At 40.8% G+C, this 13,674-nt stretch carries 14 protein-coding genes; 4 read left to right on the top strand and 10 right to left on the bottom strand.

Features of this window, described 5'->3' with window-relative positions:
- Nucleotides 1-16: 16 nt before the first annotated feature.
- The 8 genes from J8Z28_RS21645 to J8Z28_RS21610 all read right to left on the bottom strand — a co-directional run bounded on the left by J8Z28_RS21645 (nt 17) and on the right by J8Z28_RS21610 (nt 6,929).
- Nucleotides 17-1,999, bottom strand: coding sequence for a TonB-dependent receptor plug domain-containing protein (locus J8Z28_RS21645; protein WP_250660626.1), 1,983 nt, complete (start codon nt 1,997-1,999; stop codon nt 17-19).
- Between the two features lie 182 nt (nt 2,000-2,181).
- Entirely contained in the window at nt 2,182-2,451 is a 270-nt protein-coding gene (locus J8Z28_RS21640) for a CBU_0592 family membrane protein (protein ID WP_054552127.1), read from the bottom strand.
- A gap of 147 nt (nt 2,452-2,598) precedes the next feature.
- A complete protein-coding gene (locus J8Z28_RS21635) occupies nt 2,599-2,850 on the bottom strand; it encodes a hypothetical protein (RefSeq protein WP_054563976.1) in 252 nt (83 codons plus the stop codon).
- 39 nt (nt 2,851-2,889) lie between these two features.
- Nucleotides 2,890-3,294 (bottom strand): DUF1761 domain-containing protein, encoded by a 405-nt coding sequence (locus tag J8Z28_RS21630; protein WP_175080102.1) that lies wholly within the window; start codon nt 3,292-3,294, stop codon nt 2,890-2,892.
- Nucleotides 3,295-3,446: 152 nt separating this feature from the next.
- Entirely contained in the window at nt 3,447-3,980 is a 534-nt protein-coding gene (locus tag J8Z28_RS21625) for a response regulator transcription factor (protein WP_250660625.1), read from the bottom strand.
- Entirely contained in the window at nt 3,977-5,188 is a 1,212-nt protein-coding gene (locus tag J8Z28_RS21620) for a sensor histidine kinase (protein WP_250660624.1), read from the bottom strand. The genes J8Z28_RS21625 and J8Z28_RS21620 overlap by 4 nt, the downstream gene beginning before the upstream one ends.
- 17 nt (nt 5,189-5,205) lie before the next feature.
- Nucleotides 5,206-5,610, bottom strand: coding sequence for a nuclear transport factor 2 family protein (locus tag J8Z28_RS21615; RefSeq protein WP_250660623.1), 405 nt, complete (start codon nt 5,608-5,610; stop codon nt 5,206-5,208).
- 8 nt (nt 5,611-5,618) lie between these two features.
- Nucleotides 5,619-6,929: a metal-dependent hydrolase family protein gene (locus J8Z28_RS21610; protein ID WP_063528112.1), complete on the bottom strand. Its 1,311-nt coding sequence runs from the start codon at nt 6,927-6,929 to the stop codon at nt 5,619-5,621.
- Nucleotides 6,930-7,080: 151 nt separating this feature from the next.
- On the opposite strand from J8Z28_RS21610, the gene J8Z28_RS21605 reads away from it, so the two are divergent.
- Together J8Z28_RS21605 and gloA2 are read left to right on the top strand one after the other, a co-directional pair.
- Nucleotides 7,081-8,154 (top strand): ketoacyl-ACP synthase III, encoded by a 1,074-nt coding sequence (locus tag J8Z28_RS21605; protein WP_250660622.1) that lies wholly within the window; start codon nt 7,081-7,083, stop codon nt 8,152-8,154.
- A 71-nt stretch (nt 8,155-8,225) separates the two neighbouring features.
- Nucleotides 8,226-8,612: an SMU1112c/YaeR family gloxylase I-like metalloprotein gene (gene gloA2 / locus J8Z28_RS21600; protein WP_055199156.1), complete on the top strand. Its 387-nt coding sequence runs from the start codon at nt 8,226-8,228 to the stop codon at nt 8,610-8,612.
- 1 nt (nt 8,613) lies between these two features.
- On the opposite strand, the gene J8Z28_RS21595 is transcribed toward gloA2, so the two are convergent.
- Nucleotides 8,614-9,975, bottom strand: a complete 1,362-nt coding sequence (locus tag J8Z28_RS21595) for a leucyl aminopeptidase family protein (RefSeq protein WP_250660621.1) — start codon at nt 9,973-9,975, stop codon at nt 8,614-8,616.
- Between the two features lie 88 nt (nt 9,976-10,063).
- The gene (locus J8Z28_RS21590) at nt 10,064-10,474 is read right to left on the bottom strand and encodes a hypothetical protein (protein WP_250660620.1); all 411 of its coding nucleotides are present in this window, start codon (nt 10,472-10,474) and stop codon (nt 10,064-10,066) included.
- A gap of 106 nt (nt 10,475-10,580) precedes the next feature.
- Here J8Z28_RS21590 and J8Z28_RS21585 point away from each other — a divergent pair, with 106 nt between their 5' ends.
- Nucleotides 10,581-10,733, top strand: a complete 153-nt coding sequence (locus J8Z28_RS21585; RefSeq protein WP_082401749.1) for an oxidoreductase-like domain-containing protein — start codon at nt 10,581-10,583, stop codon at nt 10,731-10,733.
- A gap of 297 nt (nt 10,734-11,030) precedes the next feature.
- Nucleotides 11,031-13,616, top strand: a complete 2,586-nt coding sequence (locus J8Z28_RS21580) for a TonB-dependent receptor plug domain-containing protein (RefSeq protein WP_062565544.1) — start codon at nt 11,031-11,033, stop codon at nt 13,614-13,616.
- The last annotated feature ends 58 nt before the right edge of the window (nt 13,617-13,674 follow it).

Here is a 13,674-nt window from a genome sequence, read left to right as displayed (position 1 = left end):
TTTGAGAGCAGCGCAACTAGAAATTGAACTGGTAGTGTAACGATAAATCTTCTGTTGTTCCAGCGACAGCGCCATTGTCCATACGTGGATCAAACACATTATATTTTTTACCTAACAGGTTTTCTGCTTTAAGCATTAGTTGGCTGTTAGCGTTTAGCTGCCATTTTAAGCTGCCACCTAATAAGCTATAGGCAGACTGTTTAAAGTGAGCACCGGTAACTGAACTTACTTCTACTTTATCACGCCATAGTAGGTTTAAACTCACTTGCCAGCTGTCAGATAAATTATAACTACTCACTAAGCTTGCAAAACGCTTAAAGCTCGCATTAATTGGGTCTTCAAAGTATTGCGTATAAGTACCTGTTACAGAGAACTCTTTACTCGATTGCCAAGTACCATCAAGTTCAATACCGCTGTTTTGGGTGTTAAATGAGTTTGTAAAAGTAAACAAGGCATCATTAGATTGCGTTGGCTCAATATTTATAAAATCATTGAGTTCATTATAAAAAAGCACCGCATTAGCCTGTAACTCTGAGGTTTGATAATGCCAAACAAGCTCAGTGGTTTTGACCGATTCAGAGCGGAGTGATGGGTTACCTACCGTGACATCATCATTTGAAAAAAGCTCATTCGTAACCGGGGTTCTGAACGATTCGCCATATTGCACTTTAACGGTATGCTCTGGGTTTATTACATAAACGCCCGCAAGGCGAGGCGAAAGTTTACTGTCGATGTCTTTCACATCGTCATATCGTGCCCCTACAAATAAAGTAAGTGCATCTGAATAAGGTATTTTTAACTGCCCGTAGGCGCTATATGTTTCGAATGTATATTTAAGTGATGCAAATTCAGGAAAGTCCATCACCGTCACAATACCTTGCTGATAATAAGCGGGGTCAATAATGACTAACATCGACTCATCATCATAGTAATTAGTACGCCCCCCAGCTTCGACCTGTTTAGCCTCTGCGTATTCTATACCCGCTGCAAGCTGCCATTGATTTTCAAATTGATAACTCAGTTCAGTCTCAAATTTGCTATCGGTCGTTTGCCAAGCTGGACCAAGTAAAAAGTCAGGTATATCGTCAAACGCAGCGATTAAACCAGCACTTGAGATATTATGTTTAGTGTACGAGTAACTAGAATCTAGCTTTAACTTATCGTTATTAATCCAGTTATATTTAACACCAACAAAAGTGTTATCACTGGTGTGTTGATTTTGCGTTGAATAGCCGGCAAGGTTTAAAAATTCATCAAGAGAGGTTTCGTTGTAACGAGCACGTAATTGCAGCTTTTTGTAACCAACACCTGCTTCTAGGTAAAGCGCCTCAAGAGGATCTTTTACTCCTTGCGGGTAGCTTTCGCCGTCTTTTTGATCATAAGAAAAACTCGCAAAGAGTTCGGTATCATCACTTAAAGAGGTATTGAACTGCCCTGTTGCCCCGTAGCGACCATTATTGCCAACCACAAGTTGCAGAGCATTTCGCTCTTTAGAGGTAACAATATTCATCACCCCTAAAAACGCATTACTGCCATACAGCGCCGAGCCTGGACCGCGAATAAACTCTATTTTTTCAATGATTTCAATAGGAATATAAGGCATGTAAACAGAGGCTTTACCAAATGATGATTCATTAACTCGCTCACCATTGATCATCACCAGTACATTACCGCTATCAAGATATACACCCCGAGCATGATCTTTAGGCACAGCACCCACCCAATCGCCACGGGTTGATTGCATACCTGGCACAAAATTCATTACTTCATAAGCGTTATCAACACCAAGTGCTTGAATTTGTTTACGGCTAAATACACTCATGGTTGAAGGAACAGATGACAAGGTTTCGCTGGTTTTACTAGCAATATCGACTTGCACATTAAGCAAGTCTTCAAAACTTAAAGAGAATAAGTCTTGCTCGTCAGTCGCATTTGCAACCATTGGAATGGTTGAGGCAACTGCAATTGAAAAAAGTGCTGAACATCTTAAAAGCTTCACGCTGCGAGATACCTGTACTAATAGCCCATGCTGCAAAAGCAACACCTTGTTTACACTATTAATACAAAAGATTGGCAAGCTTGCAATGTTTTTATAGTTTTAGTTGAAGACTTCTCGGAAGTAGATACAAAAAACCCACTTTTAGCTAAAAATGGGTTTTAATTTTATTGAGCCAAGCTTAATTAAGCTGTTTCAACATTACCAGTACGCTTTGCCTTGATGTACTTATATAAACCAATAAGTGACGCCGCTATCCAGAAAATTTCGATAACAAAACTAGCAAGGTTAAAGTTATAACAAAGACTAATCAGTAACAGAATCGCACCTGTTAAGTTCATCATGTTATACACAAGGCCGGTTGGCGATGCTTTATTCAGTTGTAATAAAAAGAAAGCACCAACCACTAAGAATGTGCCTGTCATGCCAATAATATCAAATAAAAGTGCTATCACGTGCGTGAGTCCATTTTGTTCATGTGTTTATACCCATACAACTGGCCCAATCCATGGGGAGGGTTGTTTTCATTCATTGAAACAGCAAACCGGTCAATAGTATCAGAGCATGAGGGATAAACGAGGATAAATGTCCGTATTTTAATTCTACTTATGCGTTACCTTACCACCGATAATTTTTAGAGCAGGTGCACCGCGGATCATTGTTTCGCGGGCGAATTGACGTTGGCAGTCAGGGCAGATACCTGTTTCATTGGTAAAGTCTTGGCTAATACGTTCAACAAAACATTTAACCAACGCTCCTTTTCCACCTTTGCGGTATTTAAATAATTGGGTTTTACATTGTGAGCAAAAAATATCGACTGTTTTGGTCGGGCCTTTTTTGTTTGGTTTTGCCATTACAACTACATTGCTAAAATAAAACCTTACCTTAACATGTTAGGGCCAGAGCCCCAAAACTAAGCCGATAACAGAAAACTGTAATATTGAATAACTTGCATTAACTAAGAACAATTTTAATGGGCGTTGTTCAAAAATATAGCCAATCCCTAAAGCACAGCTAACCCAGCACAAGCCAATGATAAACCCTGTGCCAACAGCTACTCCCACATTGACATTTGCGCCAATAAATAACGATAAACTAAATGCAATTAAACAACATAAAACAAAGCTGCCGCCAAACACCATAACTGGGTTAATACTCTGTAGGTCAAGTTCAGTTAAACCACAGCTTTCCATCCAAATACGTTTAAAAAGCCAAGGTGAATACCACACAGCGCCCAATAAGAAAGATGCAAGGGCAGCAAAAAAAATCGCGAAGAAATTAAGTTCAGAAAAATGCATACACCAGACTCATACAACTAACAGGGTTAATTTGACTTTAGTTAAGGATCAGCGATGCAGCAAATCAAAAAGGCTGAGATTTGTACCCATTTATACTTAAATCATACTTTTGCATTAAACCTTGCATTGTTTCAGTTTAATAAACAATCAATTTAGTGTTGTACGGGTTTTTTCTGTAATTTACGTTGTAGGGTTCTTCTGTGCATATTCAGTTGGCGCGCAGTTTCAGAGATATTACCATTATTGCTATGCAATACATGTTGAATATGCTCCCACTCAAGGCGCTCTGGCGACATTATTTGGCTTGGCTCTGGGTTTACCGATGAGGCACCAGCTTCAACATCACCCAAGATTGTTTTTAATAATGAATTGAAATCGACAGGCTTTGGTAAGTAGTCATCAGCACCTAAACGTATCGCTTCTACTGCACTGGCAATACTGGCAAACCCCGTGAGCAATACGATACGAGCTGAAGGAAATTGTTCTCTTAAAGGTTTAATTAGCGCAAGGCCGTTATCATCCCCGAGTTTTAAATCCACCAGAAAGTGGCTTGCCTCAAAAGTGGTTATTTTTTGTAAAGCTTGCTCAGCGTTATGAGCAAGTGAACATGTGAAGCCTTGTTTTGTAAAGCGCCTCGCAAGCGTGCTGGCTAGGTTTACATCGTCTTCAATAATTAAAAGTTTCATACAATTTTTAAACTAACCATCGCAATCGCGCCTTGCTGTGGGTGATTACTTAGTGTTAATGAGCCATTTAAGCGCTCTAAGGTTACATTAGAAAGCATAACTGCCATTCCCATTCCATCGCTACTTGGCATAAGCTGACCGCCTAATGATGCCATTTGTTGCTCGCTAAATCCTTGACCGAAATCACGTAACGACAATGAAAGTATTTGCTCATCGATTTGCCACTTAGCTTCGATGCAGTGTTGCTGATTATGGTTATTTGCCGATACGGCGTTTTGCAACAAGTTTAAAATAGCCGGTAACAGCATGGCATCACTTAAAATCGAACAATCAGGGGCGTCATTTAGCCACTGTAAGCTTTGCTCAGGAAAATGCAGTGTCATCGCATCCTGAATAGTGTTTTGCAGTGTTTTAGCACTAATCACTTGTTGTGTTTCACCGGTTCTTAGTGCATTTGAAAGTGACCTAAAATGAGCAAGTTGCTCTTTACACTGAGCTAATGGCTTGGCCATTTCTTGCACAATGGGGTCATCAGCTTGCTGCTCTTTAAGCTCTTCAAATAACAGCTGTAAGTTTGCTATCGGCGTTGCAAGTTGATGCGTTACTTGTGCGGCAGCGCCATCAAGCGTTAATAATTGCTCATGCCTTAATTGTTGCTCGCGGGTATGGGAAATCGTCGCTTCTCGGGCTCTTAACGTGCTGTTTAATGTGCCAATTACAAAGGCAATAACGATGGCGCTGATAACAAAGTTAATCCACATACCAATAAAATGATGAGTCATCTGCATTTGGTGCATGGTGTGTTCGGGCATTTTTATCAGTAAAAAACTATAAGCGGCGATTGCCAGCACTGCTGTGTAAGCAAGCCCTTTCGCATTAACAGTCACCGCCGCTATCATTATCGGTAACAGTAATAACGAAACAAATGCATTTGTTGCTCCACCACTTAAGGAGAGCAAAATAGTTAAAAACAATAAGTCGGCTGTCAACTGCATCAACACAGCTGCTGGCTTGGCTTTCGTTACTTTTCTATAAGCGAATATACTTAACAGCTGAAAGATTGCTTCAATACAAATTACAGCAAGTAAAGGCAGTAAGGGGATTTGGTATTCAAAAAGAAAATACACTGCAATCACAGCAACAAACTGCACGGCGATTGCGGCACTTCTTAAAATTAGTAGGCGACTGATCGCCGGATCGGTTTGCATAACGGACTCTTTAAAGCTTAATCATCGTCCATTGAAATTGTAAAAACAGCACAAGGCGTTCCTTGATGAAACACCATTTGCCATTGTTTACCATTAAAACGCCACAGTGACATACGCACTGAGTAGTTAAACTCTGAGCGAGCTGAACGCCTAAAGGCCGCTTGATAGCTTAGCTGTGCAATATCATCACTGAGCATTCGGCCTTTAAAATGTTGATTATAAAACTGCGGTACCACCTCAGTTGGTAGGCGGGTTAAAACTTGGAACTTATTAAATGACGTGCCATCAGCGGCTATTTCAATAAAATCATCATCAAGTAATGTATCAAGCGCTTCAGCAGATTGACGTACCTCTGGCTCAAGGAGCTGTCGCTCTGCATCAATTAAATGATTAAATAACGTCTCTTTAATTTTACCGCCCATAGTAACCCTTACTGTTTGAGCACTTTACCGCCCTTCATAACAAACTGAACCTGACTAAGTTCACTAATGTTATCAAGTACATTCATATTCACGCTGATAATATCTGCTTGTTTACCAACACTCAAGTCACCGAGGTTATCACTTTGACCTAATAGTTTAGCAGCTTCAACGGTGGCTGATTTAATTGCTTGCTTTGGTGTCATGCCGTATTTAACTAATAACTCAAACTCTTTAGCATTATCACCATGCTTAGATACGCCTGAATCTGTACCAAAGGCTATTTTAACCTTGTTTTTTAACGCTAATTTAAACGATGCTTCCATTTTTGGCGCTACTACTTCGACCTTATCAGCAATTGCTTTTGGCATATTTGGGTTATTTAGCACTTCTTCTTTTACTGTCGCGCCAGCGAGTAAGGTTGGAACTAAATACGCGTCTTGCTTTTTGAAAAGCTTAACCGTGTCTTTATCTAAAAAAGAGCCATGTTCGATTGAATCAACGCCTGCTCTAAGTGCTGCTTTTATACCTTCTGTGCCATGAGCATGAGCGGTCACTTTGCGGCCTAAATGATGGGCTGTGTTTACAATGGCACTGAGTTCTTCATCAGTAAATTGCTGATTAACCCCTGCCGCTGTATTACTTAAAACACCACCTGTCGCGGTTATTTTAATCACATCGGCACCGCTTTTAATTACATCGCGCACTGCTCGAGTACAATCGGCTGCGCCATCACACACACCTAAGCCACCCCCTTCTGTCGCTTTGGTAATATCACGGCGATAGCCATGCATATCACCGTGACCACCGGTCGGTGTGATCATATCTCCCGCAGCAAAAATGCGCGGGCCAACAATGTCGCCACGTTCAACCGCTCGCTTTAATGGGAAGATAACTTGATAGCTGCTACCTAAATCGCGCACAGAGGTAAAACCTGCATCAACCGTACGTTGTAAGTACTTTAGAGAACGAAGAGCGTAATCGGCTTCGTATTCAGTTGCCCATTGGTGAGGGTTACGTTTTGCATCTCGCTCAAAGGTAACATGAACGTGCATATCAATCAGACCCGGCAATACCATCTGATTTTTTAAATCAATAACATCTGCATCACTGAGGTTTAATTGCTGCTTTGATAGAAAACCAGCTTTTATTGCGGCAATTTTATTGTCTTCAATAACCAGCGTTTGCTGCTCTTTGACATCTTGATCAGTGCCTACCAGAATCTTTCCAGCATGAATAATGGTGGTTTGTGCATTAACAGCAAACGAAGATAATAAAGACAGTACCGATAATGTGCTTATTTTTAGGTTTATTTTTTTCATAATCGCCTCTTTTTTATACTAGGTTTAACTTAAATACTGAGTAAATGCCATTATTTACGACATAGCGCAGCAATGAACTAGTGTTAACAAGTGAATTTTGATATAACTTCGGAAAAATTTAACAAGTCTGACCACATAAAGAGAACACATTATGTCTTATGCCCAAATTACTGGCTGGGGTAAATGTATACCACCAGCAAGCATCAGCAATGATGAAATTAGCAATATTGTTGATACCAATGATGAATGGATCACAACACGTACAGGCATCAAATCTCGCCGTGTCAGCCATGTTTCTACTGCCGATTTAGCGACCGTTGCCGCAAAGCAAGCCCTTGCTTGTGCTGGTGTTGATGGTAAAGACATTGATCTTGTACTTCTTGCGACTTGTACGCCATCAACTATGGTGGCAAATACGGCCTCTTTAGTGCAGAAAAACATTGGTGCGGTTGGCGCAGCAGCAATGGATACTAACGCTGCATGTTCAGGCTTTTTATATGCATTACAAGCAGCAACGGCACAAATTCGTGCTGGTATGATCAAAAAAGCTGTCGTTATTGCTGCTGAACGTATGACTTGGTACATCAACTGGGCGCGTCGCGACAGTGCTGTATTATTCGGTGATGGTGCTGGTGCCGTTGTATTAGAAGCCTCAGATACACCATCTGGTTTACTTGCAACTAAAACAGGCTGTGACAGTGAAGACCGCGATATCTTGCACATCGAAAACTTTGGTAGCGATTTAAATAAGTGCGAGCCAATTGGCCCGTCTAACTTATTATTCGAAGGTCGCGAGATCTTCAAGCGTGCTGTTAAAGGTATGAGTGAAGCTTGTGACGACGTGCTAAACCAAGCACAGTTAGAGCTTGATGATATTGACGTATTAGTTCCTCACCAAGCAAATTTACGTATTATCCAAGCTATTCAGCAACGTTTGAAAGTAGCTGATGAAAAAGTAATGGTAAACATTGCCGACTACGGTAATACGTCTGCCGCAACAATTGCGATTGCAATTTGTGAAGCTGTTGAGCAAGGCCTTATCAAACCTAACTCAAACATTATGTCAGCAGCCTTTGGCGCTGGTTTAACTTGGGCGGCGAGTTACATTAAATGGGGCGAGCGTGTAACACCTATTGCAGTGTCTGATGCAGCTTTACCTGAATGTGATAAAACAGGCCTTGAACTTGTTGCACCAGCTGTTGCAGCATGTAAAGCGGCAGAGTAATCCTCGACACTCTTTAGTAGAAAAGCGCGGCTTAGTCCGCGTTTTTTTATGAGCAAAAAATGGACTCTATAATGGAATTATTAGGCATACATCACGCTGCAATCATTTGTAGCAACTATGAAAAATCAAAGCATTTTTATAATGAAGTTTTAAAACTGCCAATTATTCACGAGCTATACCGTGCTGAACGTGACTCGTATAAGTTAGATTTAGCACTTCCTGATGGTAGCCAATTAGAATTGTTTTCGTTTCCTGGAGCGCCACAAAGACCCAGCTATCCAGAGGCACAAGGGCTACGCCATTTGGCGTTTAAAGTTGCTGATATTGCAAAATCTAAGCAGTACTTAGAACAACAAGGCATTTCGGTTGAAGAAATAAGAGTGGATGAAATCACCGGGAAGCAATTTACGTTTTTTGCCGATCCCGATGATTTACCGTTAGAGCTTTACCAACTCTAGATTATTGGAAGCGATCTTGTAAGTAATTGAACACGGCGCGAATACCCAATGCCTCACCACCTGTAGGGCGACCTGGTAATGCACGTAAGTTCCAAGCCATAACATCAAAGTGAACCCAAGGAGTACTTGGCTCAATAAACTCTTTTAAATAAAGAGCAGCAGTGATCGCACCACCAAAAGGAGTGGAAGCACAGTTAGCAATATCAGCTACATCACTTTTTAATAATGGCTTGTATTGATCAAATAACGGCAGTTGCCATACAGGATCATGGCAGCTTTCGCCTGCATCCATCAATTTGTTCGCAACATCTCGGTCATTTGCGAAAAAGCCCGGTAATTCAGTGCCGAGGGCTACGCGACAAGCACCAGTGAGGGTTGCAAAGTCAACGATAAGATCGGGGTTATCGTTTTGCGCTTCAGCAAGTGCATCACACAGCACTAAACGACCTTCAGCGTCCGTGTTATCAATTTCTACTGTGATCCCTTTACGAGTTTTGATCACATCACCTGGTCTAAATGCATTTCGAGAAACCGCATTTTCAACTGCAGGTACCAGTACTCGTAAGCGAATTGGTAGGTTGGCAGCCATAATTAACTGGGCAAGACCAATAACATGCGCGGCACCGCCCATGTCTTTTTTCATATTACGCATGCCTGAGCTTGGTTTTAAATCTAAACCACCTGAATCAAAACACACGCCTTTACCGACTAAGGTAATATGTGGAGCATCTTTTGCGCCCCAGCGTAAATCAAGTAAGCGAGGCTTATTCTCAGACGCACGACCAACCATATGAATTGTCGGGTAGTTTTGCTCTAATAATTCATCACCAACCCACTCACTAAACTCACCATCAAAGGTGTCGGCTAAATCAGCCATCACTTGTGATAGGTGTTGCGGCATCATATCTGCAGCAGGCGTATTAACTAAATCACGCACTAAATTAATAGCACTTGCATGCTGCGATAGACGCTTAACTAAGCTTTCATCTTTAATAGCTAGTGTGGCACGTGGCGATGGTTTTTCTTTATATTCACTAAACTCGTAACCACCTAACACAAAACCCAGCGCTACTTGTTCTACAAATTTGTCATCACCTTGAATTTGATAACAACCTGCTGGCAGTTTTGTTGATAAGTCACCTGCTAACCAAAAGTCTTGTAAATCATTAACTAAACAATACACATGCTCAAGTGAACCGGTTTCACTATCAGCAATTAAAGCCATGCCTTTGTTTTTAAAATCACAATTCGTTAGCCAATTTTGTAAGGCTTGCGGCTGCTCGGTTAACCACGTTGATAGGTCAGCTTTAGCAATAAATGACAGGGGAATTCCCGTAGAAGAATGGCGAATTAATGAACTCATTAAACGACTCGATATAAAGAAAAGGTATTTAAGCATACCAATATCTTGATACAAAAGGTATAGGCAAAATCAGATAAGCAAAACCTAATCAGTCTTTGTTTTGCTTCTCTTTTTCTTCTTTTTCTACTTGTTGATCAATCTCTTTAATCGACTTATTGATATTGAATGAGCTAGGTAGCACATCAACACCAACCCATTGACCCAGTTTTACAACCAAAGGAATTGTCACGGGTGCAAAGGGTAATACAGCAAATACGCCCAAACCGAGTCCTTTTAATATATCTAAAAATTGCTCATTGGCAGTATGCAATTCTTCTTTAGTAGCTTGGCCTTGTGTGTATCGCCTATAGATATGAAGCATCTCTTTTGTTTCTTGCTTTTCTTGGGCAAGTGCGATTTTAAGTGCTACCATAGCGCGCTTGAAGCGTAGAGTCTGACGCTTTTTGGTAATTTTAGCCACTCTCAATGGGGCTCGATGAATAACTTTGTATAATCGCATTTGGTTATTTTCACACAGCATGTGAAGTTCACAAAGCATAATTTACTTATATTAGTTTTTGTTTTATTCTTAATACTCTATTCGTAATTATTTTTCAGTATTAAACATGAACACACCTATACAACAGGCTGAGCCAAAACCCCAAAAGCCGGCCCCAGATGAATGTTGTGGTGGTGGTAGTTGTTGCCCATGTGTTTGGGATGAATACCGAGAAAAATTAAAGCAATGGCAATTAAACAACATTCCGCAACAAGCCTAATAGACCGTTCCAAATCCAATTTCGCTTAAAAACCAATCAAAAAATTCCTTTTTTAAAATATTTTTAGATATTTTATATACTTTCTTACGCTTAAAAGAAAAAACAAGAATAAATTATCCCCTTTTATTTCATGCACATAATTAAAAAAACAATAATAACGTGCAAATAAAAACGCCAAAAACAACATCGCATTAACAATTTGCAAAATAAATCTACAGGCTGTATAAGAGATTTACACCAAGTTTACTATTTAACTTCGGTGACATAATCATAAATATTCTAACTGGGGAAGTCAGAATGAAATTCAAAAATAATGCGCTACAACAAGCAATTAAATTTGCTCTAGCGACAACAACAGCAGGTCTGTTTGTGTCGGGTTCGGTTGTTGCTGCAGAGCAAGCAGCAGAAGAAACGAAAGTTAACAAAAACGTAGAAAAAATTGCCGTGGTAGGTACTCGTTCTGCGCCACGTTCAATCGGCGATTCACCAGTACCGATTGATATCATCGGTGGTGAAGAGCTAGATAAAGGCGGCAACACCGATATGCTAGAGCTTTTAAAAGGCTCAGTTCCTTCTTTTAACGTTCACCAAAACCCAATTAGTGATGCAGCGTCACTTGTACGCCCTGCTAACTTACGTGGTCTTCCTTCTGACAGTACATTAATACTTGTTAATGGTAAACGTCGTCATCGCGCATCAGTTATTGCCTTCTTAGGTGGTGGTATCAATGATGGTGCTCAAGGTGCTGATATCTCAGTTATTCCAAGTATTGCCCTAAAGCAAGTAGAAGTACTTCGTGACGGTGCTGCGGCACAATACGGTTCTGATGCAATCGCTGGTGTAATGAACTTTGTATTAAAAGATGCCTCTGAAGGTGGTTCATTCGAAATTCGTCAAGGCGAATACTACGAAGGTGATGGCGATACAACACAAATTTCAGGTAACGTGGGTCTACCATTTACCGATAGCGGTTTTGCTAACTTAAGCTTCCAATATAAAACAGCTGATGCAACTAGCCGTTCAGTACAACGCCCTGATGCGGCGGCACTTAACGCAGCAGGTGTACCTGAAGTATCTTCTTTAGCACAAATTTGGGGTGCACCTGAAGTTGATGATGATATTACAATCTTTGGTAACATTGGTCTTGAGTTAAGCAACTCATCTGAATTCTACATGTTTGGTAACTACTCTGAGCGTGACGTACGTGGTGGTTTCTACTATCGTAATCCACACACTCGCCCAGGTGTTTACTCAAATGACGGCGGTGAAACACTGCTTGTTGGTGATTTAACTGGCGATATGAGCGGTAACTGTCCTACCGATATCATGATTGATGATAACGTTTTAGATAACCAAAGATACATCGATCTAGTTGCTAACAACCCAGACTGTTTTGCATTTAACGAAATGCTTCCAGGCGGTTTTACACCTAACTTCGGTGGTAACATCACAGATACTGCATTAACAATTGGTACTAAAGGTGAAATCACTTCTGGTTTCCTTGAAGGTGCTTACTATGACTTAAGCGGTACAGTTGGTTACAACGAATCTCGTTACTTCATCTACGACACAATCAATGCATCATTAGGTCCAGAAAGCCCGCGCGATTTCAGCCCAGGTAAATACTCACAGTTAGAGAAAAACTTTAATGCTGATTTATCAAAAGGTTTTGACTTTGGCTTAGCTTACGATGTAAACGTTGCCGGTGGTCTAGAATGGCACGAAGAAACATTCACAGTTGTTTCTGGTGACGAAGCGTCTTTCACAGCGGGCCCACTAACTGAACAAGGTTTTGGTATCGGCTCAAATGGTTTCCCTGGTTTCAAACCATCTGATGCTGGCGAATACACACGCCGTAACTATGCTGCATACGTTGATGTTGAAGCACCATTCACAGAAGACTTCCTAATGGGCTTAGCACTACGTTATGAAGATTATGATTCATTTGGTTCAACAACTAACTACAAGTTAACTGGTCAATACCACTTAACTGAAGACTTAAACATTCGTGGTTCAATCAGTACAGGTTTCCGTGCACCAACTGTTGGTCAAGCAAATGTAAGTAACGTTCAAACAAACCTAAGCAGCGGTGTTCTTGTTGACTCAGCACTTTTACCACCAACAAACCCAATTGCCGTGCAATTAGGTGGTACAGAGCTTGAACCTGAAGAATCACAAAGCTATACATTTGGTGCAGTTTGGACAATTGGTGACTTATTCTTCACAGTTGACTACTACAACATCCAAGTTGATGACCGTATCAGTCAATCAGATAAAATTGAGTTAAGCCAAGCTGATAAAGACACACTTGAAGCAGCAGGCGTACCAAACGTACAAAACTTAGCGCAAGTAAGCTTCTTCACGAATGACTTTGATACAACAACCCAAGGTGTTGATGCTGTAGCTAACTACTCAACTGATTTGTTAGGCGGTAGCTCAACATTCAGCTTAGCCTATAACTGGAACGACACTGAAGTAACTAAGTCAACAGACATTACTGGTGAGTTTAAAGTAAGCCGTTTAGAAAATGACTTACCAAATCACCGAGCAACGCTTAGCTGGGCACAACAGTGGGAGAATTTCTCTGCATTTACACGTGTTAACTACTATGGCGAATACCAAGGCGTACACGTAGATTACGATGCAACAGCGAAAACAGCTGATGCTGCAGTAACGATTGATGCAGAAGTGACTTACTTCCTAACTGAAGAGCTTAGCTTCTCTGTAGGTGCGACAAACTTATTCGACCAAGAAGCAGAGAAACTTGATTTCTATGACAGTACTGGCATCCCTAACAATAACTGGGGTGGTAAATACTACGAAACGTCGCCATATGGTATCAACGGCGGCTTCTATTACGTGAAAGCTACGTATACTTTCTAAATAGAACAGCTTTCTAGGTTGAGCAATCAACCTAGAAAGTCGATACCCCGGATTTATT

Origin of the sequence: Pseudoalteromonas sp. SCSIO 43088 (assembly GCF_023650795.1) — a bacterium.
Lineage (GTDB): Bacteria > Pseudomonadota > Gammaproteobacteria > Enterobacterales > Alteromonadaceae > Pseudoalteromonas > Pseudoalteromonas shioyasakiensis.
Note: the sequence above shows the minus strand (reverse complement) of the source record. Positions and strands in the feature narration are given on the sequence as shown.

What these genes read in the sequence shown, in the direction of transcription:
- J8Z28_RS21605 (WP_250660622.1), top strand. Translation starts at nt 7,081, where the DNA reads ATGTCTTATGCCCAAATTACTGGCTGGGGTAAATGTATACCACCAGCA.
- J8Z28_RS21595 (WP_250660621.1), bottom strand. Translation starts at nt 9,975, where the DNA reads ATGAGTTCATTAATTCGCCATTCTTCTACGGGAATTCCCCTGTCATTT.
- J8Z28_RS21590 (WP_250660620.1), bottom strand. Translation starts at nt 10,474, where the DNA reads ATGCGATTATACAAAGTTATTCATCGAGCCCCATTGAGAGTGGCTAAA.
- gloA2 (WP_055199156.1), top strand. Translation starts at nt 8,226, where the DNA reads ATGGAATTATTAGGCATACATCACGCTGCAATCATTTGTAGCAACTAT.
- J8Z28_RS21620 (WP_250660624.1), bottom strand. Translation starts at nt 5,188, where the DNA reads ATGCAAACCGATCCGGCGATCAGTCGCCTACTAATTTTAAGAAGTGCC.
- J8Z28_RS21625 (WP_250660625.1), bottom strand. Translation starts at nt 3,980, where the DNA reads ATGAAACTTTTAATTATTGAAGACGATGTAAACCTAGCCAGCACGCTT.
- J8Z28_RS21610 (WP_063528112.1), bottom strand. Translation starts at nt 6,929, where the DNA reads ATGAAAAAAATAAACCTAAAAATAAGCACATTATCGGTACTGTCTTTA.
- J8Z28_RS21580 (WP_062565544.1), top strand. Translation starts at nt 11,031, where the DNA reads ATGAAATTCAAAAATAATGCGCTACAACAAGCAATTAAATTTGCTCTA.
- J8Z28_RS21630 (WP_175080102.1), bottom strand. Translation starts at nt 3,294, where the DNA reads ATGCATTTTTCTGAACTTAATTTCTTCGCGATTTTTTTTGCTGCCCTT.
- J8Z28_RS21585 (WP_082401749.1), top strand. Translation starts at nt 10,581, where the DNA reads ATGAACACACCTATACAACAGGCTGAGCCAAAACCCCAAAAGCCGGCC.
- J8Z28_RS21635 (WP_054563976.1), bottom strand. Translation starts at nt 2,850, where the DNA reads ATGGCAAAACCAAACAAAAAAGGCCCGACCAAAACAGTCGATATTTTT.
- J8Z28_RS21615 (WP_250660623.1), bottom strand. Translation starts at nt 5,610, where the DNA reads ATGGGCGGTAAAATTAAAGAGACGTTATTTAATCATTTAATTGATGCA.